General features: G+C 67.9%; 18 protein-coding genes. 11 read left to right on the forward strand and 7 right to left on the reverse strand.

Annotated elements, in window-relative coordinates; genetic code table 11:
* Positions 1 to 378 precede the first annotated feature (378 nt).
* A complete protein-coding gene (locus ACIHAD_RS47170; RefSeq protein ID WP_397361411.1) occupies positions 379 to 792 on the forward strand; it encodes a hypothetical protein in 414 nt (137 codons plus the stop codon).
* Between the two features lie 111 nt (positions 793 to 903).
* On the opposite strand, the gene ACIHAD_RS47175 is transcribed toward ACIHAD_RS47170, so the two are convergent.
* A complete protein-coding gene (locus ACIHAD_RS47175; RefSeq protein WP_397361413.1) occupies positions 904 to 1,146 on the reverse strand; it encodes a hypothetical protein in 243 nt (80 codons plus the stop codon).
* Here ACIHAD_RS47175 and ACIHAD_RS47180 point away from each other — a divergent pair.
* The 9 genes from ACIHAD_RS47180 (at position 1,145) to ACIHAD_RS47220 (ending at position 12,822) form a co-directional block, all read left to right on the forward strand.
* Positions 1,145 to 2,041 (forward strand): hypothetical protein, encoded by an 897-nt coding sequence (locus ACIHAD_RS47180; RefSeq protein WP_397361414.1) that lies wholly within the window; start codon positions 1,145 to 1,147, stop codon positions 2,039 to 2,041. The two genes, ACIHAD_RS47175 and ACIHAD_RS47180, sit on opposite strands and share 2 nt — an antisense overlap.
* 305 nt (positions 2,042 to 2,346) lie before the next feature.
* Positions 2,347 to 2,754: a pilin gene (locus tag ACIHAD_RS47185; protein ID WP_397361415.1), complete on the forward strand. Its 408-nt coding sequence runs from the start codon at positions 2,347 to 2,349 to the stop codon at positions 2,752 to 2,754.
* A gap of 248 nt (positions 2,755 to 3,002) precedes the next feature.
* Entirely contained in the window at positions 3,003 to 4,445 is a 1,443-nt protein-coding gene (locus tag ACIHAD_RS47190; RefSeq protein ID WP_397361416.1) for a hypothetical protein, read from the forward strand.
* A complete protein-coding gene (locus ACIHAD_RS47195; protein ID WP_397361417.1) occupies positions 4,445 to 5,416 on the forward strand; it encodes a PrgI family mobile element protein in 972 nt (323 codons plus the stop codon). The genes ACIHAD_RS47190 and ACIHAD_RS47195 overlap by 1 nt, the downstream gene beginning before the upstream one ends.
* A gap of 94 nt (positions 5,417 to 5,510) precedes the next feature.
* The gene (locus tag ACIHAD_RS47200; protein ID WP_397361418.1) at positions 5,511 to 7,268 is read left to right on the forward strand and encodes a VirB4 family type IV secretion system protein; all 1,758 of its coding nucleotides are present in this window, start codon (positions 5,511 to 5,513) and stop codon (positions 7,266 to 7,268) included.
* Positions 7,265 to 9,829: a type IV secretory system conjugative DNA transfer family protein gene (locus ACIHAD_RS47205; protein WP_397361419.1), complete on the forward strand. Its 2,565-nt coding sequence runs from the start codon at positions 7,265 to 7,267 to the stop codon at positions 9,827 to 9,829. Before ACIHAD_RS47200 ends, ACIHAD_RS47205 begins: the two co-directional genes overlap by 4 nt.
* A 126-nt stretch (positions 9,830 to 9,955) precedes the next feature.
* Positions 9,956 to 10,912 carry a replication-relaxation family protein gene (locus ACIHAD_RS47210; protein WP_397361420.1) on the forward strand — a complete coding sequence of 319 codons (957 nt, stop codon included), beginning with the start codon at positions 9,956 to 9,958 and terminating at the stop codon, positions 10,910 to 10,912.
* Positions 10,909 to 11,880, forward strand: a complete 972-nt coding sequence (locus ACIHAD_RS47215) for a C40 family peptidase (protein WP_397361421.1) — start codon at positions 10,909 to 10,911, stop codon at positions 11,878 to 11,880. Before ACIHAD_RS47210 ends, ACIHAD_RS47215 begins: the two co-directional genes overlap by 4 nt.
* A 210-nt stretch (positions 11,881 to 12,090) precedes the next feature.
* Positions 12,091 to 12,822 carry a hypothetical protein gene (locus tag ACIHAD_RS47220; protein ID WP_397361422.1) on the forward strand — a complete coding sequence of 244 codons (732 nt, stop codon included), beginning with the start codon at positions 12,091 to 12,093 and terminating at the stop codon, positions 12,820 to 12,822.
* 84 nt (positions 12,823 to 12,906) lie between these two features.
* Here the strand turns inward: ACIHAD_RS47220 and ACIHAD_RS47225 are convergent, their stop codons facing one another.
* The 6 genes from ACIHAD_RS47225 to ACIHAD_RS47250 all read right to left on the reverse strand — a co-directional run bounded on the left by ACIHAD_RS47225 (position 12,907) and on the right by ACIHAD_RS47250 (position 18,155).
* Positions 12,907 to 13,344 (reverse strand): hypothetical protein, encoded by a 438-nt coding sequence (locus ACIHAD_RS47225; RefSeq protein ID WP_397361423.1) that lies wholly within the window; start codon positions 13,342 to 13,344, stop codon positions 12,907 to 12,909.
* Positions 13,341 to 13,889 carry a hypothetical protein gene (locus ACIHAD_RS47230; protein WP_397361424.1) on the reverse strand — a complete coding sequence of 183 codons (549 nt, stop codon included), beginning with the start codon at positions 13,887 to 13,889 and terminating at the stop codon, positions 13,341 to 13,343. The genes ACIHAD_RS47225 and ACIHAD_RS47230 overlap by 4 nt, the downstream gene beginning before the upstream one ends.
* 65 nt (positions 13,890 to 13,954) lie before the next feature.
* Complete coding sequence (locus ACIHAD_RS47235) at positions 13,955 to 14,551, reverse strand: hypothetical protein (RefSeq protein WP_397361425.1); 597 nt, start codon at positions 14,549 to 14,551, stop codon at positions 13,955 to 13,957.
* Between the two features lie 437 nt (positions 14,552 to 14,988).
* The gene (locus ACIHAD_RS47240; RefSeq protein WP_397361426.1) at positions 14,989 to 15,441 is read right to left on the reverse strand and encodes a hypothetical protein; all 453 of its coding nucleotides are present in this window, start codon (positions 15,439 to 15,441) and stop codon (positions 14,989 to 14,991) included.
* A 203-nt stretch (positions 15,442 to 15,644) separates the two neighbouring features.
* Positions 15,645 to 16,649, reverse strand: coding sequence for a DUF932 domain-containing protein (locus tag ACIHAD_RS47245; RefSeq protein WP_397361427.1), 1,005 nt, complete (start codon positions 16,647 to 16,649; stop codon positions 15,645 to 15,647).
* Between the two features lie 243 nt (positions 16,650 to 16,892).
* Positions 16,893 to 18,155, reverse strand: a complete 1,263-nt coding sequence (locus tag ACIHAD_RS47250; RefSeq protein WP_397361428.1) for a hypothetical protein — start codon at positions 18,153 to 18,155, stop codon at positions 16,893 to 16,895.
* A 1,311-nt stretch (positions 18,156 to 19,466) separates the two neighbouring features.
* Between ACIHAD_RS47250 and ACIHAD_RS47255 the strand changes: the two genes are divergently transcribed.
* Entirely contained in the window at positions 19,467 to 19,700 is a 234-nt protein-coding gene (locus ACIHAD_RS47255; RefSeq protein ID WP_397361429.1) for a hypothetical protein, read from the forward strand.
* The last annotated feature ends 106 nt before the right edge of the window (positions 19,701 to 19,806 follow it).

Here is a 19,806-nt window from a genome sequence, read left to right on the forward strand (position 1 = left end):
CAGCCATCGAGGCAGCCACGGACCCGAAGGCGCACGTTCCGCACGCCCATGAGGCAGTTCCCCTTCTGCGTTCATTTGATCATGCAAATAATGATGCGGCATATGGGTCGGACACTGATGTAGCTCTGGCCCGCTCGGTGGTGTGCCGGCCTGGCCCCTTTCCTTGCCGGGCCGGCATCTTTATGTCCTGCCGTGGCCGACAAGCACACCGCTACCCAGATACGTTTTCGCAGGTCACAGCGTTTCCGTCCAGGCCCTGTACATATCTCGGACACTGCCTGTCCTCAGCTTTCACCTGGGTTGACCACCGTTGCTGGGCAGCGTCGGCCTACGCTGAGAAGACACGGGCCCAGGCCGTGTCAGCGGGAGGTGGTTCGCGTGTCGAGCCGGAAGGACGAACTGGCCCAGCGCCGCTTCGTGAAGCTCGTCGACCGGATCAAGGCGATGATGGCTGCCGGTCTCAAGCCGGAGTACCGCGGCTTCTATGGCCAGCTCATACTCGACCAAGAGGCGGTCGCCGAACTGGGAGAGCTTGCCGACATTCGGCGAGCAGCGCGAGCGGCCGGACGTCAGCTCGGTTGGCATGTGCGCACCCATGCCGCCCACAACGAAACCCTCTTCATCATCGATGACCGCGACCCTCCCCGGGAGATCCAGGAGCTGGCGGGACGCCGCGCCGCTGACGCCGTCTCTGCCGTCATCTCCAGCGCCATGGCCGAGGCTCGCATGCTCCGCACCAGCGCGCCCATCGCCCTCCCCAACCGTCCAGACAGCGCAGGCGTGGATCTCTGAGCAGCCGATGGCCTGCCATGTCCTCAACGGCGCTTACCGCCGAGCTACGGGACCAGGCTCGGGACCGCCCGCTTGACTCAAGCTTGACCTAGGAGTTTCGCCCCCATCCCGTTACCGCAGGTCACGCCGCTTTTCGGACGCAAGAGGCGCGGAGTGCGACCTCGTGCCGGCCAGCGCGCAAATGCGCCACTTCCTTACGTCTTCGCAGGTCATCCTTAGTTCGGCGACATGATCCAAAACAGACTTGATCTTTGCTGTGCCCGAAGTCTGATCATTTCCTGCCCGGTTCTTGCCCAGGGCCTTTGGCGGGATGGCGACGTCCGAACCGATCTCGTCTTCCGGGAGCGTCGCCATGTCTCAGCCTTCTTCGATCCGCCTGTCTTCGGACATCGCCAGCTCGACCGCCAACAACACGGCCCTCCAGCTGTTCCCCTCCGATCTCGGCGACCTGTCCGGCACCTCCTGCCGGTCCGTTACAGACCTTCCCGTCTCCGGCCTGGCCAGCTCGCTGGCGCTGGACGTGGCCGAGCACGCCTTCAACCTGCTCATGCGCGGCCCGTCCCCGCTGTCAGTCGACGGCGCCGCACTCGGGCAGGGGCTCCCCGCCCGGCCGATTCCGATGAACGAACTGCGGGCGATCCTGCTGCACCCGTCCTGCTCGCGTACCACCCGCGACCACGTCTGGCGGCACCTCATCGACCAGGCCCGCACCCACCGAGGAGCATGGATGGTCGCCGCCGTCGCACTCGCCATCCCAATGCTGCGCCGCCTCGCCACCACGCTCACCGACAAGATCTACCCCGGGCAGTCTGGCCGCCTTGCCCGCGCCGATCGGGAGGACCTGGAAGCCGAAGTGCTGGCCGCCTACATCGAGGCCCTGACTCGGGTGAAGCTGGCCTGGTCGCACCCGGTACTGCGGCTGTCGCGGCTCGCCCAGTTCACAGTTCTGCGCGCCTACGCTTCGGAGCGGCCCGGCCTGCTGGCCGATCCCGATCTCATCGACCGCCCCGACGAGCGGCAGCATCCGCTCGCCTATCCGGCCGGTCACCCCGACCTGCTCCTGGCTCAGGCGGTCGCCGACGGGGTCATCACTGAACTGGAGGCGGAACTCATCGGGTTCACGCGGCTGGAGGACGTCTCGCTCAGCTCCTACTGCCGGCGCCGCGGCCTGCTCTACTGCACCGCGCTCAAGCGCCGTCAGCGCGCCGAAAACGCCCTCTACCAGGCCCTTCTCAAGCACAACCGGTAGCAACGGCATCGGTGTCGACGTGAGACGAGCAGCAAAGCGTGCGCAAAATCCGCTGGCTCCGATGTCCTAACTCAACTCTTCGGCCTGGTCTTTAGCCAGTTGAGAAGGCAGCGCGGAGGGCGTCGGTCCTCGGCAGCGGGCCACCTGGTCACCGGTCCCTGTCACCCGGCCCAGCCCAACGCTTCCGCTCTTGAAGGAGGACGCCCATCCGGCCCCGCAGCCGACCGGCACCTCCGCACTGCCCTCGCCCTGCACAACCACCCGCAACCGCAGCTCGACCGCACCACCGCACTGGGAGGTAGTACATGATCCGCCCGCGCCGCACCGCCTCATCCCAGACCCACAGCCTCAAGATCTTCCTTGTCGTCCTGGTCGTTCTCGGCGGCCTTGTCGTAGGCACCCTGCTCGAATACGCCATCGCCCATGCCGCCGCCTACGCCAACGCCACCAGCGTGACTCTGGCCAGCACGGCAGCGGCCCCGTCCTCGCTGAACGCGGTGGTCGACAATCTGCGCAACGTCATCGTCGGCCTGCTCGTGGCTCTGGCCACCCTCTTCCTCACCGTCGGCGGAGTCCGCTACATCCTGGCCGGCGGCGACCCCGGCGAGGTCGAGGCCGCCAAGAAGACCCTGCGCTACGCCGCCCTCGGCTACGGCATCGCCGTCCTGGCACCCCTTCTGGTGACCATCCTCAAGGGCATCGTCGGAGCCTGACGATGCCGCAGCTCCCACGCCTCCGGCCGCTCCGGAGGCTGCCCTGGCCGGCCATGGCCCTGGTTCTGGTCACTCTCCTGACCGGGCTCGCCGCCACCGCGCCAGCACACGCAGACCCGGCACCCACACCAACGCCAGCGCCTTCGCCTTCCGCCAGCCCGGTCCTATCACCGCAGGTGACCTGGATCCCATCAGCCCAGCAGTCGCCGCCTTCCTCGCCGACCACAGGTGTGCAGGAGTGCGGGTGGATGGACATCGGATGCAAGATCAATCAGGCGATGAACGGTTGGTTCACCAGCCTGGTGACCGATGCGATCAACCCGGCCTTCGTCCTGGTCGGCAGCGTCCTGCTCGCCGCCCCGCCGCCCATGATGCTGGAGCGGGTTCAGGAGCTGTCCGGTCACGTGCGGCTGGTCGCCAATGCGCTGCTGGTGTTGATGGTGCTGGCAGGCGGTGTGATCGTGATGGCTTACGGCAGCGCCCAGACCTCCACCACACTCGGCGAGGTCATCCCGCGTCTGGTGGTCGCGGTAATCGCGTTGAACACCTCACTGACCATCTGCCAGTACGCGATCGAACTGGCCAACGCCATGGTCACCGCGCTGCTCGGCGACGGGGTCGACGGGCAGCGGGCCGGGAACCTGATCGCCGCCAAGGTCGACGGCCTGATCAAAGACCCCAGAGGCACCCTGCTCTTTCTCGTGCTGCTGGTCGGCGTGGCGGCATTGATGGGTTTCCTGCTCGCCTTCATCGGCATCATCCGGGTCACGCTGCTGCTGTTTCTGATCATCGCCGCACCACTCGCTCTGCTGTGTCACGCGCTCCCACAGACCGAGGGAATCGCGAAGCTGTGGTGGCGGTCCTTGTCCGGTCTGCTGGCCCTCCAGATCCTGCAGGCCCTCGGCCTGATCCTGGCGTTCAAGTTGTTCCTCACCGACTCCGCCGCCGCTTACCCGCTCAGACCCGCGGCCCCAGGCACAGGCGATGCGGTAGAGGCGCTGGTGAAGCCCACCGCGAACCGGGCTCTGGACGCGCTCATCGTGATCGGCGTCCTGTTCGTGCTGATCAAGATTCCTGGCTGGGTGGCCAGGACGATCTGGCAGCAGGGGCAACCCAACATGCTGAAGCGGCTGCTCAAGGCCGTAATCGTCTACAAGACGCTCGGCGCCGCCCGCGCCGTGGGCAAGGCCGGGCGCACAGCTACCTCCAAGGGTGCTGCGCGAGCCGCGCACCGGCGCGGCAGGACATCAGGTCGAGGCCGCCCCAGCGGCCCCCAAGGTCCACGAGCGCGCGGGCCCCGCCGCCCCGGCCCACGCATTCCACCCAGCTCATCATCGGGAGCCGCCATGCCCGGCAGCACGCCCACCTGGCAGCAGCTCGCACTGCCGCTCAATCTGCAACCCCATGCAGCAGCGGCGCCAATACCTGGAGCCGCATCCACCACCAGCAGGCGAACGAGGCAGGGCACGCAGCTCAAGTTGCCTTTCCCTGTCACCCGCGTGCCGCCCCCACCCACACCGCCCACCGCGACGACCGCGCGGCCCTGGATACGGCCCCGCCCGCCCTGGGTTCAGGATCGGCTTCCCGGCATGCCCACCCGCGCCCCCCGCCCGGGCCAACTCCGCCTGCGACTCGATCCGCCACCTCGCCGCATCCCGGGCGCTGGTCGTCAGCCACGATGGGAGGGCTGATGAAGCACGAGGCTGAACCGCCGCCACTGCTGGCCCGCATCCCCTCCGACATCAACCAGCCGGACAAGATCGCCTACGGGCTCACCTTCCGCCAGATCCTCATCATCACCCTCACCGGTGGCATCTCCGCCGGCATCTACTACCTGTTCCACCAGCTGCTGCCCGTCGTCATCCTGGCCGCCATCCTGCTCCCACTCATCGCCCTCGGCATCACGGTCGCCCTCGGACGACGCGATGGCCTGAGCCTGGACCGGTTCGCCTGGACCGCGCTGTCGTTCGCCCGGACTCCGAAAAGACTGGTCGCCGCACCTGAGGGGATAACCGGGCCGCCCCGGTGGTGCCGCCTGCGGGGCAAGCTGCCCGCACCGCTGCGGTTGCCGGTACGGGCGATCCGCACCGACGGTGCACTCGAACTCGCAGACGGAGGCGTCGCTGTGCTGGTGGAGACCAGCACCCTGTCCTTCCACCTGCGCACCACCAGCGAGCAGAGCGCGCTGGTAGGCGCGTTCGGCCGATGGCTGAACTCACTTGAGTCTCCCGTGCAACTTCTGGCCCGCGCCCGGCCTGCGGACCTGTCCGACCTGATCCAGAGCATCGAGCATCAGGCAGACGAGCTGCCGCATCCGGCGCTGGCCCAGGCTGCCCGCGAGCACGCCGGCTACCTGGCCGAGCTGAACACCTCGCGTGAGCTACTGACCCGGCAAGTGCTCGTCGTGCTCCGCGACCATCCCGCCACCAATCGGGGACGGCGCCCGGTACGACGCGACGCCTCGGCCGCGGTCGTGTTGCGCAGGGCCGCAGAAGCCGAACGCAGCCTGGCCGCACTCGGCATCGCCACCCGCGTCCTGGACGCCGAACAAGCCGCCCAAGCACTCACTGAGTGTCTCGACCCCGGCAGCTGGCATCCGCTCGGTCAGGCCCTCCTCGATGAGCCGATCTCCGCGACGGCGCAGACCCACACCACCTCGTGAGGAACACGTGAGATTTCACCGCCATCTCCACGGTCAAGACTCTGGGACGCTGCTCCACCCGACTGCTGTGCAGGTCGGTGTACGGTCCGTCACCTTGCCCAACGCCGTCTGCGCGTCGTTCGCCGTCGCCGGATACCCGCGCGAGGTCGGCGCAGGCTGGCTCGAACCCCTGCTCACCTACTCGGGCCGCCTGGACGTGTCCCTGCACGTGGAACCCATCCCGCAGCAGGTCGCCGCGATGCGGCTGCGCCGCCAGCTCGCCCGCCTCGAAGCAGCCAACCGCGCCGACGCCCAACACGGCAGACTTGTCGACTTCACGGCCGAGGCCGCCGCCGACGATGCCACCGACCTGGCCGACAGCCTCGCCCGAGGGCACGGCCGCCTGTTCAAAGTCGGTCTCTACCTCACCATCCACGCACCCTCGGAGCCGGAACTGGCCGCCGAGGTCGAACGCGTCCGGGCACTCGCGTCCTCGCTGCTGCTCGATGCCCAACCGACGACGTTTCGTGCCCTGCAGGGCTGGACCACGACCCTTCCGCTGGGTGTTGACTCGCTCAACGCGACACGCACGTTCGACACGACCGCGCTGGCCGCCGCCTTCCCGTTCACTTCCCCTGACCTGACGACCGAAGTCGGAGGGACAGGGGTCCTGTATGGCCTGAGCGCCACCAGCTCCGGCATCGTCCTGTGGGACCGCTACGCCCAGGACAACCACAACTCCGTCGTCCTGGCCCGTTCCGGTGCGGGCAAGAGCTTCTTCACCAAACTCGAAACCCTGCGCCTGCTCTACCAAGGGGTCGAGGTCGCCGTCGTTGACCCCGAAGACGAATACGCCCGCCTGGCACGAGCGGTCGGCGGCACCTATGTGCACCTCGGCGCGGCCGGAGTGCGATGGAATCCCTTCGACCTGCCCGTCAGCCAGGGGCCTCGTGACAACGTGCTGTCGCGTCGAGCAATGTTCCTGCAGACTCTCATCGCCACCATGCTCGGCGGGCAGCTCACCGCGCAGATGCGGGCTGTGCTCGACTCGGCGATCATCGCCACCTACCAGGCGGCCGGGATCACCCACGACCCGGCCACTTGGACTCGGCCTGCGCCGCTGCTCGCCGATCTGGCCACGACCCTTACCAAAAACACCAAAGCAGCCGGTTCCGTGGAGACGGAACTGGCGGCGCAGCTCGCCCCCTACGTCTCCGGCTCCTACCGCGACCTGTTCGACGGCCCGACCACCACGCAGCCGGCCGGACACCTGACCGTCTTCTCCTTGCGTGACCTGCCTGAGGAGATGAAAGCGGTCGGCACGCTACTGGCGCTGGACGCCATCTGGCGGCGAGTGGCCAACCCGCGCAACCGCAAGAAGCGCCTCGTCGTCGTGGACGAAGCCTGGCTGCTGATGAAGGAGCCCGAGGGGGCCCGGTTCCTGTTCCGAATGGCCAAGGCCGCGCGCAAGCACTGGGCCGGGCTCGCCGTCGTCACCCAAGATGCAGCCGACCTGCTCGGCTCCGAGCTCGGGCAGGCGATCGTGGCCAACGCCGCCAACCAGATCCTCCTGCGCCAGGCACCGCAGGCCATCGGCACGGTCGGAGACGCCTTCGACCTGACCGACGGAGAACGCCAGTTCCTGCTCACCGCCGAGCGCGGCGAGGCGCTCCTGGTCGCCGGCCCCGCCAGCCGAGCCGCCTTCCACGTCATCGCCTCCGCCCGTGAGGTCGAGCTGATCACTACCGATCCCGCCCACCTGGCCGAACTCGACCAACACGACCCACCTCCAGACCGTGTCGGTCACTCACCGGCCCAGACCGCTTCCAGCTTCCCGGACGAAGACCACGACGAGGAGAGCGACCCGCTGTGATCGCCGCTCCGTCGCCTCACCTGGACGGGTCGTGCCTGCTGTGCGGGATCGACGACCGCGATGTCCAGACCACGCTCGACTTCCTGGCCGAACTCCCCGCCCACCTGCCTGAACTCGCCCTCGCCTACGGGCCCCGTCTCGCTGCGGCCCTCGCCGTCATTTGGTCCATGGCCGCCGCCGCGCGCTACGTGCTGGGCTGGCTCCACCACATCGATATGGCGCCCGAGGCCCAGCTCATCGAGATCGCCAGCCCGCCTCGCAGCGACCCCGAAGGGGCCGTAGTGCTGTGGCGGCAACTCGTTGGCCTGCTCCGGCCGGCATGGAAACGTGCCTTCACCGGTCAGCCGCACCTGGTGTGGGAGTACCACGGCAGCGACGCCGGAATCCGCGTCCGCCTGTGGGTGCCAGGCCTAATCCCGCCCGGCATCGTGGAGAAGGCCATTCACGCCGCATGGCCAGGCGCGACCACCACCACCAGACCCGCCACCCCACCCTTCTCTGAGGGCACCAAGGCCACGGGCGGGCGGCTCGTGCCAGCCGCACCTGAACACTTCCCGCTCAAGACCGACCACAGCCACGACCCGGTTCGATCGTTGCTGGAAGCCATGAGCGGACTGCGCGAAGGCGAACACGCTGTCGTACAGATCCTGGCCCGGCCCACCACCGGCAAACGCCTGCGCCACGCCTACCGGGCAGCCGCCCGCCTGCGCGGAGGAGGCAGCCGCAATAGCCTCGGCCGCGTCTTCGACGAGATCCTTCCCCTACCGTCAGATACGCGAGGCCACCACCGCGCGAGCGAGCTGGCCCGCGAATTCCCCGAACGCGCCGAACAAGTCCGCGCCATCCTCGCCAAAGCCGGTCAAGCGCGCTACACGGTCGCCATCCGCTACGCCGTCGCCACCAGCCGCGAACCAGCCTCCACCGGCCTTCCGGCAAACAGTCCGATGAGCACCCGCCACGATGGCATGGGCTCCTCTGATCTGGTTCGCGGATGGCTACGAGGTCAAGCACACACCCTGGCCGGCGTCTTCGCCCTCTTCAGCGGCGGCCACCAGTACCTCCGCCGAGCCCGCCTCTGGCTCCCCCGTCGCGCGGTCAGCTCGCGCCGCCTCGACAGCGGCTACCTGCTGTCCGTCGACGAGCTGGCAGCACTGGCGCACCTGCCATGGGACATCGACGCACCCGGCGTCACCCGCGCCGGAGCCCGCCCCATCGCCCCGTCCCCGGCCATACCCCGCGCCACGGCGGGAGGGACGGCCCGCGTCCTGGGCGACGCCGACAGCGGCCCCCAGCGGCCCGTTGCGTTGCCCGTGGCCGACGCACGCCATCACACCCACGTGCTTGGTGGCACCGGCGTCGGCAAATCGACTCTCCTGGCCAACCTCGTGCTCGCCGACGCCCATGCTGGGCGAGGCGCCCTGGTCATCGACCCGAAAGGCGACCTGGTCACCGACATCCTCAACCGGCTCCCGAAGCGAGCAGTCGGCAAGACTGTGGTGTTCGACCCGCAAGACCCCGCGCCGCCGCCCTCGATCAATATCCTCGCCGGACACGACCCCGCCCTTGCCGTCGACTCCGTCGTCACCATCTTCCACCGTTGCTTCTCCACAGCCTGGGGACCGCGGGTGGATGACCTGCTCCGCTCCACCTGTCTCACCCTCACCCATGTCCTGGGCCGCAAGGCGACCCTGGCCGATGTGCCCCGGCTGCTGACCGACTCGGCCTTCCGAGCCCGGACCATATGCAAGCTCGGTGATGAGCTGCTGGCAGGGTTCTGGGACTCCTACGAAGCCCTCACCCCCGCAGGACAGGCCACCGTCATCGGCCCGGTGATGAACAAGCTCCGCGCCGTCCTGCTACGTCCGTTCGTCCGGCAGGCGCTGGCCAGCCCGGACACCACAGTCCCCATCGGCAGGCTCCTTGACCGAGGCGGACTGATCCTGGCCCGGCTCCCCAAGGGCATCCTCGGCGACGATGCCGCCCGGCTGTTCGGCTCCATCCTGCTCGCCCACACCTGGCAAGCCGCCACCCGCCGCTCCGAACTCCCCGAAACTGACCGGCCCGACGCCTCGCTCGTCATCGACGAGTGCCACAACTTCTTGAACCTGCCCGGCCACATCAACGACGTTCTCGCCGAGGCGCGGGGCTACCGCCTCTCCCTCGTCCTGGCCCATCAGCACCTCGACCAGCTCCCCGCCGACCTGCGCGAGGCCCTGTCCGCCGACGCACGCAACAAGATCTATTTCAACGCCTCACCCAAAGACGCAGGTGACCTCAAGCACCACACCGCACCGTTGATCAGCCCGCACGACCTCACCCACCTCGGCGCCTACCAAGCCGCCGCCCGCCTCATCATCGACGGCCAGCAAACCTCCGCGTTCACCCTGCGCACCCGCCCCTTGCCCGCTGCGGTCGGAGGCCGGGAGACGGAGATCCGGCAGGCATCCCGCGAAGGATTCACTGCCTCGAAGAACGCCGCTCCCTCTCATCCGCGCACAGACCGCGAAGGCCGCCGCGCCTCCAGCCGCGACCCGCGCTACGGCGCACCATCCACCCGCTGAACCGCACCCGCCTCTGCTGACCAGCCACACGCTCGCCCCGCAGATCCGAAAAGGGCCGGCGTGCTGCAACAGCCGTGCGTCTGCTCCAGCCAGTCCACCATCCGATCAACCCGCAAGGAGACGCCCATGAACGTGCTCCCCATCCCGGCCGGACAGCCCCGCCTCGACCGCGCCACATTGCCCGCCCTGTCGGCGCGGCTGACCCCCCGCGACCACGACATCCTCACCTACCTGCACCGGCACCGCGTCCTGACCACTCACCAGATCCAGCGCATCTTCTTCGGCATCCCCCAGTCCACACGCAAGCGCATGAACACCCTCTGCCTGCTCAACGCCGTCACCCGCTTCCGGCCCTGGGCCGGATACGGCGCAGGCTCAGCACCCATCCACTGGGTACTCGGCAAGGCCGGAGCCGCCGTTCTGGCCGAACGCTGGGGTATCAGCGTCAAGGAACTCGGCTACAACCCTGACATTCCCATCGCCGTCTCCTCCCGCCTGAACCACCAGGTCGGCGTCAACGACTTCTTCTCCCGCCTCCACCACCAGGCCCGCCATGCCTCGGCAGACCCCGAAGCCACAGCCGAGGTAAGGGCTTGGTGGTCTGAGCAGCAATGCGCCAAGCTCTGGGGCGACCTGGCCCGTCCCGACGCCTGGGGCCAGTGGCGAGAGAACAGAAACGAGATCAACTTCTTCCTCGAACACGACACCGGCACCGAAACCCTCAAGCGTGTCGCCGACAAGCTGCACGACTACCGCAACCTCGCCGACGCCACCGGCATCAACACCCCTGTGCTGTTCTGGCTGCCCAGCGCCGCTCGCGAAGCAAACCTGCGCAAACTCCTCACCGAATCGGGCATTCCGCTAGCCACCGCCGTCCACACCAGCGACGGGGACGGCCCCGCCGGGGCGATCTGGCTCCCCCTCGGAGCCGATGCGCATCCGTCCCGGATGCGGCTCGCCGACCTTGCGGGCGCTTGGCCACACCTACCCCTCGGCCGGATCCACGACCCGTCCGGCACGGACCAGCCGCACCCTGAACTCGCCACCATGCCTGCCGTCCGCGTCGGAGACGAACCGAGGTGAAGGCCGCCGCGGCCGGCGCCGCCCTCCTGCTGCTCGTCGTCTTGGCCCTCATCGCAGCCGCCACCAGCCTCCTGAGCACCTCCGGGACGCCCGGTGTCGTCTGCGCGACCATACCCGCGACGACGAGCAGGCCGGAGAGCAGCCCGGTCGCGGCCTCAGCTCCGGCGCCTACGGCTCTCGACCTGGACGCCGATCAGCGGGCCAACGCCTCGCTCATCGTCCAGACCGCGATGGAGCGGGGTCTGCCCGTACGAGCAGCCGTCATCGCGGTCGCCACCGCCTTGCAGGAATCCCAACTCCGTAACCTGCGCTACGGCCATCTCGACAGCCTCGGCCTGTTTCAGCAACGCCCGTCGCAAGGCTGGGGAACACCCGAGCAGATCCTCACTCCCCGCTACGCCACTGGCATCTTCTACGACCGCCTGGTCGAAGTGCCCCGCTGGGAGCAGATGCCGCTCACCAGAGCCGCCCAAGCCGTTCAGCGCTCTGCCCGCCCTGACGCCTATGCCCAGTGGGAGCCGCTCGCCCAGCGCACCGTCGACGCCCTGGCCGGGACTTGCGCCCCGCTCATCCCTGGCGAGCAGATCGCCGCTGTACTCGCCTACGCCCACGCCCAGCTCGGCAAGCCGTACTTGTGGGGAGCCGAGGGACCTGCATCCTTCGACTGCAGCGGTCTGACCATGCGCGCCTTTCAAACCGCCGGGATCTCGATCCCCCGTGTTGCCGCCGACCAGTGGCGGCACGGCCCGGTCATCCCGCTCGGCCAGGAACAACCCGGCGATCTCGCCTTCTTCCGGATGGAAGCAGACGGCCCCGGACACGTCGGCATCGTCCTCGACAACGGCCAGATGATCCACGCACCCCACCAGCACACCGTCGTCCAAATCGGCACCTACCAGCGCGGGGACCTGATCGGGTTCACCCGCCCGGCCGCCCACCCTGTTACTGGCCAACCCGACCCACGCTGACTGCATGACCCACCACCACGTACAGCCCTAACGGGGCCATGGTTGCCCTTCACCGCCCCCGCCCTGCCTTGACATGCTGCCTGGCCGGGCGTGCCCCTGCCGGGCAGCGTGAGCTACTCGTTTCTTCCCTAAAGACATAGTCACAGATAGCGATGCAACCGATACTGTCCGGGAAGGTCTCCAGCAGGCCCAGGTGAAGGAGACACCTCCATGTGCGCAGTCCGGCTCGCCCCGTCCCCGCTCATCGTCAGCCTCTCCCACGACCTCAACAACCCCATCAAGATCCGAGCCAAGCACAAGGTCGCCGGCATGCTTCTGCTCGACCGAGACCACGCCAACCGCCTCGAACGGGGCTGGAACGTCCCTGGCGCCTATATCCTCCTCGACCGCCCAGACACCGAGGGCCGATGGGGAGCCTACGTCGGCAAGGCCACCACCCCTGGACTACGCCAGCGAGTCCTCCAGCAGCTCAAAGGCCGGAACCACTGGTATCGGGCCCTCCTCATACGCTACGAATCCAATGAGGACGAGACGCTCAACAGCAGCGAAGCCGGATGGCTGGAAGGCCGCCTCCACGACCACCTGGCCAACGCCGGGCAAGTCGACCTGCACAACCGCAACCGGCCTCACGACCCCACCTTGACCGACGACGACGAAACCAGTCTCCTCGACTACCTGCTCCCCATCGAATCAGTGCTCCGCCTCATCGGCCACACCCTCCACCCGCGCAACCTCAACGCCTCGGACGGCGGCGGACCCCTCGTCAAAATGGCCAAGCCTGTGCCGGAGAAGCCCGAGCCCTACGTGAGCGTTTTCGGGTATGGGCCCAACCCGTATCTCCTGCAAAACCCAACGCCTCAAGCGCTACTGGAGCGGTTCGAGCTGATCAAAGCAGGGAAGCATCCTCGAATTGTTGAAGCGGACTCCACCAAGCCGATGTGAGCCGGTGGTGCAGGAGGTATGCCCCGCCCAGCGCACTACGGATGTGCTGGGCGGGGCATGCCTCCTACGCCACCGGGTCAGGCACTACGTGATGCAGCCCTGTCCCTTCTCCCCGCCGTGCATCCTGCAGGCGAGCTCCTCCTCGGCCGTGAGCACCACGGCGTACAGCTCGGACACTTCGGTGGTCAGAGCCTTGTACAAGCGGTGCCAGCCGTCGATGATCAGCATCCCGCCGTTCGGGACCGTGGCCATGATCAACGGCACGGACAGGTCCACCTGAGCGGCGTGCTCGCGGTTGATCGCAACCAACCGGAGCATGCCCGCCCATTCATTGGGTTCGATCCGGACCTCGGCTGCACGGTTCCGGGTGAGCTTCTTGGCTGTGGTGATGTCCCATCGCCAGGCCATCATCTGGAAGGACTCCACCCGTGAGCTGCCCCCACAGCCCGATGCGAGCGGGTGTGTCGAGGAGACCTCCGGCACAGTGGGGATGGGTTCGCCGGTGGCGGCGCTGTTGCTCATGCCTTTGCCTCCGGCCCGGCCGAGCTGCTGGGAGCCTGCTTCACCGAGGAGGCCGGCACGAGTGTCTTGACTTGAGCCAGGAAGGTTCGAGCCGCGTCCTGCCGGATGAGGGCCAAGGCCCGGTCGAAGTGGGCCAGGGCGAGTTCGTGTTCGCAGTGCAGCCCGAGGGCACCCACGGTCCCAGCGGTGTCAGGGGTGGTGGTGTCGTCGTCCAGGTAGGGACTGACCCAGGTGACGAACCTGGCCGTTGCATGAGCCGGGGTCAGGCCCCGGCCGCCTCGGGCGTGCTGGATCTGCCGGTCGACGAGCAGCCACCAACCGGCGAGCGTTTGCGCGTGCAGGATGTCGTAGAGCACCTCGGCACTCAGCCGCTGGCCCTGGCTGAGCCGCCGTCCGATGGTGTCGGCGTTGTGCTGCCGTATCTGGCGGGCCTGCTCGATGACCACCTCCACCGACGGCGCTTCACTCTGATCGGGGCCGGAAGTGGCGGCGGTACCGGTGTCGGGTGCGGGGATCGGGGCATCGGGGTGCTGTGGGTTCCACATGGGATTGTCCCTTCGTCGGGTGATGACGCCAGCGCCGGGACGCGCTGACACGGCTGGTTGCAGATTCACAGCGCGTCCGCCGTCGCTGAGGGAACCGCCGGGAGTACTACCGGGTTCGGGGGCGTGCTGGCGGGGTGGTGGTTGTCCACGGGCATACCTGAAGCCGGAACATCGGCTCCATCACCGGACTCGGCGAGGTGCTGGATCAGGAGCTGGCCGCTGGCGGTGAGGAAGTCGCGGGCGGCGATGCGTGAGGCGTGGGCGAGGGCGTGATCGAACAATGTGCCTGGCAGGGCCGCCGGAGGTTCTCCGGTGAGGTAGTGGCGGGCCCAGGAGCGCACCCGCCGCAGCGCGTGATCGGAGGCCAGCTTCTTGCCGGTGATCTCCTCATCCACCAGATCCCACCAGGCTCGCGATGCCTGGGCGTAGGCGGCGGCGAACAACTTCTCGCTGGAAAGCCGTCGCCCGTTCTGCAATGTGAAGATCGCCTTTGCTGCCGCCGTGTAGAAGGCGTGGCGGGCAGCGGTGATCTTCTCGGCGATCAGCCGATCGAACGAGTGCCGCTCCTGCCCGGCTTGGATCCCGCCGATGTGCCAGGCGGGGGTACTACTGTCCGCTTCCCCAATCGGGGGCAGAGGGCCGGACTGGCGGTGATGATCCATCGCGTGTCTTCCTTTCGTCGGGTGATCGGTGAGGGGGGCTCATGGAGTGGCCACCGGACTAGGCGCGCGCCAAAGAGGCAAAGAGGCGCAGGCCGGGCAAGTGGACGGTGGGCGGCTGGAAAGCGCCGCGTCGGATACGGCACACGCGTTCGTCGATGACGAGAGACGCCGCGCGGGAATGGAAGCGCGATCAACGGCCACCCGGCTCTGCGCGAACCCGCGCCCGTGAAATCCTGGTCGTCCGCGCCGCCCGCGCTACCGCCTCGGCCTCGTGCTTCTGGTCCGTTCGAGTCGGGGTTGAGGGAGCCCAACACCGCCCACCGTGCCACCGTGCCCAGCGAGACGGGCAGACTGCTTGGTAGCGGCCTGGGACCTCGCGATCACGTGGGCCCCTTCCCAGCCCGTCCGCTCGATCCGGGAACCGCTCGCCCACGGCGTCACGAACGGTCGCCCTCGACCGAGGCTCGCTCGATCGCCGGGATATCGGTGTCGGCCGGACGAACGCCGTGATCGATGGGAAGGGCAATCGCCTCGGCGAGCTTCTCGGTCGCGTCCAGAAAGGCACGCGCGCCGCCTCTGCGTACCTCGGCCATCGCCTGGGCGAACAAGCCGCCGTTGTTCACAGGGCGGGCGTTGATCAGCGACTCACGTGCCTGTTGCCGCACGGTCAACAGCGCGGTCCCGCCGTCGAGCGTCTCCTCGCAGCCGTGCGTGAGGTCGGTGACCTGCTGCCACCACGACAACCGCTGGTAGGCGTAAGCGATGCGGCCCAGGTCCTTGTCACCCAACGTGCCTTCATCATCGAGGGAGACGATGCGGCTGAGGGCCTCGCTGAGTTCCCAGCGGGCGGCGGTGGCGTAGTGGCTGACCAGGTCTTCGAGTCGTCCCATGACGATCTCCTTCAGTAGTGGTGGATGACGTACGTGGGGCGGGGTACCGGCCGGTCGGGGTGCCCCGGCCCCAACCGGCCACTCGTCGCCTGCCGCGTCCCGTGATGATGGGGCGGGCGGCCCTCTGTGATCGGTTGTCGGGTTAGTCCGTGTGGGTCCGGTACGGCCCACGTCGGAGCCGGACCGGACAGCGACGTTGTGGGCTACGCGGAAACCAGGAGCCGGAAGGCGCGCGCCTTGATCTTGGCGTTGTCGTGGTCATCCAGCAGGGCCCGCCCGGCCCGCACCGCCGCCACGTCGCGGTTGCCGAATACCGGACTCCTGTGGTCCAGCCGCTCGGTCACCGCGTTGTACGCGGCCCATCGCGTGTTCCGGATCGGTTCCTGAGTCGGGGCCTGTGCGAACAGGTACTCGAGCTCCCGCATCGTTAGGTCGTGATTGCGCTTGGCCAGGTCCTTTGCGTCCGAGGGAAGCGGGTGGAGCCGGTTGGCGAACTGACGGAACTCCTTCACACCCATCGGGACCGCGAGCAACTTCTCGGCCTCGGCCGCGAAGGCTTCCCCGTGTTTCCAGGTCAGTTTCAGCGCGTCTCGCGCCTCGGCGATGCGCCCGGCAACGTTGCCGGTGTGCCGGACAGTGAACTTCGAGGCGTGGTTGGCGAGCGCGGCTCGTTCGGTGTTCGCGCACACCACCCGGACCGGGGTGGCGACCGTGACGAACGAACCCCATCCGTCATGCCGGGAGAACGCGGCGAGGTACAGGTCGACCTGATCGAATCCGCCGACCATGAGGGGCTCGGGCAGGCGCATGGTGACGAACACCCGGCGTCCGCCGTTCAGCGAGCCGCCCGTGTCGAAGATCGCCCCGGACTCGTCCACCAACGTCTGCAGGAAGCCGGTCACGTCCTCGTTCTGCAGGACCTGATAGTCCCTGCCGACACGGCCGAGGCGCTCAGGTTGGCCGGTGACGGGGTTGGTACGCACCACGAGGAAGTCCTCATCGGTGACGACCGGCTGGCCGGTGACCGGATCGGTGACCTGACCGACCGGCACTTTACGCACGTTCCACCCGGCCAGCTCGGCGTTGGACAGGAGTTCCTCGGCGGTCATCGGGCCGGGCGCGGTGTAGCCGAGCCCGTGCCAGCCGGGCTTCCCAGCGGCGGCGAACCCGGCCGAACCGTTGGCGAAGATCTCGATCTCGTGAGCCATGACAGTTCCTCTCTTTGAGCATGCGAAACAGAAGTGATGACCGAATGGGGCATGGGTGGGGGTGGGGTTCCGCCGTACTGGGGGCTGGTGCGCCGGTGATCAGGGGGCCAGGCGGTATTACCGTCCGGCACGGGCCGGGGTTGTGCCGCACATGCGGCGGCGTTGTGGTGGGCTCGGAGAGCCCTGGGTCGGGGCCATGGGACCGGGGCGGGCGGGCCGGTGGGGCCCGCCCGCACGCCCGGCTCAGTCGCCGTAGGTGTCGGCCCCCTCGTCGGTGTTGACGGCGGGCCGGGCCGTGGGGGCGAGGGCGAACCGTCGGGGCCGTTCACAGGTCAGCAACGCATCCCCGAGGTTCACGAGGCGGTCCAGGGCGTTGGCCACCGCGCCGGAGGAGGCGTCCAGAACCCTGCCGATCTCGTAGGGGGTGAAGTCCTTGTCCGGGAACTCGATCAGGTGGGCGTGCACCCGATCCCGCAAGGCCCCCGGCCGCACCCCATTCCCCGTACCCGCGCCGCTGGCGCTACCCGGCCGGGCGGCCGACACCGCGCGGGTCGGCGTGACGGCGGTGCCGGTCAGCACCGCCCGCGCGTTACGGTGCACCGAGGCGACCTTCGTCATCGCCATTTCCAGGCACCCCAACGCCATCACGGCGTTACCCTCATCGTTCGCCAGAATCACCCCGCCGAGGAGGCTTCCGATCTCGGTGAGCTCAGCTCTCACGAGTGCCCACATCGGATCGTCCACCACCGGCTCGGACACTGGCTCGAATGCGTCCATGTCGGTGATCGAGTCGAGTTCGCCGTTCGGCCCGTCGGAGCCCTGATCGGCTGCGCCGTCGGCGATCAGGTTCTCCTCGCCATCGGCCGGGTGTTCCGCCGGGGCGGCATCATTCGAATCGATGGCGGCCGGGAGCGCCTCCTCCTCGGATGCGGGCACCGTGTCAGCGTCCGGAGTGTCCGTATCCAGGGCGGGGGCTGCCTCAGGCGTGACATCCGGCGTTTCCGGGGCCGAGGCCGAGGCCGGGGCCGGGGCCGGGGCCGGGGCGGACGTGTCGGCGGTGCCGGTCAGCTCGGTGTCGGTGGTGATCGGAAACCACCGGTCCGCCGCCCGGCCGCGCGTGGTGCCGTCGCTCACGCCCGGCTCACGGCGGGCGCGACCATCGGCCTCGAACTCGTTGAGGATCTTGCCCGCCGCCATCCGGCTCAGACCGGCCGCCGCCCCGATCATCGTGGCCGACCCGCCCGACTCGGCGCTCAGCGCCGCCCACACCGCCGCTACGCGCACATCGGTATCCGGCGCGGGGACGGCGTTCGGGGCGTCAGCGTCGGCCCGTTCAGGGGCCGTCAGGGGCGCAGCGTCGGCGTGGGCAGTGATGGCGGTTTCCGTGTCATCGGAAACATATTCGGTAACAGTCGTTTCCGGGATGTGAATAGCCATTGCGCGATGCCCTTTCCGGTCGCATTCCCGGCCCGGTGCGGCCGGTGTTTTTGTTTGCATCACGACCATCCCTCGCACATCACCCAGGCAGCAAGTCGACCGGCCAATAAATTCCGTCACCCCAACGGCTGGAGAGGCTAACCTAATGAAACAATGGCTGACCTGCCGAGACAACTTCCGAGAAGGCGGCCGGATCGACTTGACACCAATGACCCGCCCGACTCTTCACGCATTTCACCGGACAACGGCAACAGCACCCCATTGTCCAAATTGGGCTCAAAATAATCTGCGAGCCGTGTGCGCATTCGGTTGACATCGACGCAGTATCGAGCGTCAATGGAACTAGGTGGAAAACGTCGCCAGCAAACGCGCGCGCCAACACGTCAGGAAAACGAAAAGGGATCATTCCCTCTGCTACCCGCCCACGCCACCACCCGCGACACCCACTGATGTTGCCGAGCTGATCGCCGCTCACATCGCGATCCCCCACTACAGACACCACGGGTACGTCCGAGAAACGTCGGCATGCCCGCCACCGCATACCCACAGCGGACAACCAACGGCCCGAGTACGTGCCGCACATGGGCGGCACATGGGCCCGTACACATTCATGGCCGCCAGTCCACGGCAGTACCGCCGTACCGAGTCGAGGCGGACGACCGGACCCCGGGTGGCCCCCTCAGGCGCAGGAGCTGCTCGCCGCTCACGGCGAGGTCACCGCAGCAGCCGGCCTTCGGCGAGGCCGACTACAAGTTGCTGATAAAGAGAAGTGATGGAGAGATACACCAGAAGCGGCAGAGCAGGGCGCGAGCAGCATGGCCAGCCACGAGGCGCATGCACACATATTCCCAGGAGTCGTCTTTAGACGAGTCGGGCCGTCCACCGCCGCAGCCGAAAGCGGCTTGACCTGCAAGAATGAATTCTCCAAGGCCTAGCGGTCTTAATCGCGCAGGCGACCGCTACCCCAATTTCCAGTGCGGAAATCTGCCCCCATTCGCGTACCAGCTGACGGCCTGAACCGGTCTGAACTAAAGACGCCGGCGTTGGTTTGCCTCGTCCCCTTCGCGAGGCGAACCCACCCCAGCCCGTCCGCCCAGCCCCACCACACCGCGCGTACGGACGGACGTCGGACCGGTATCTACGCCCACCTGCACTCCAGGTGTCAAGTCCGCACCCCACCATCGTGATCAGGCCGTCGACCTCAGACTTCGACGACCTGCGGTAGCACCCGCCGCAACGTCACCGACAACCATGCGAACGCCCCGGCGATCACCCCATGCGGAGACTGGAGCTCCTCATCAGAGCCCGCCTACCGTCCGCCGGAACCCGGCAACGGGCCCCGCGCGGATCCCGCGCTGAACCACGAAGAGACCTGAGCCCATGTCCGGCGCCGGATATCAGACACTGCTCGATTGCCGCCGCCGCAGCCGATATCTACGTCAGTACAGCTTCACCACTGACCAGATCGCCGTCATCCTCGGCCTGAACCACCGTGCCACCCCACTGCGCCTCTACCGGTACACCGTCGGGCTCACCGCAGTGCAAACGGTCGACGACTTCCACCGTCTCGCAGGCATCAACGGCGCCGGACTGCGCGAGTACCCGCCTGTATGACTATGAGAACTGGGATCTGGATCAAAGGTTGTGGAGCAGTGACGGTGGGTGATTTCTGCGGTCGTAGGGCGGAGCGAACAGCTACCCTCTCGGGGTGGCAGGACCT

Origin of the sequence: Nonomuraea sp. NPDC052265 (assembly GCF_044547985.1) — a bacterium.
Taxonomy (GTDB): domain Bacteria; phylum Actinomycetota; class Actinomycetes; order Streptosporangiales; family Streptosporangiaceae; genus Nonomuraea.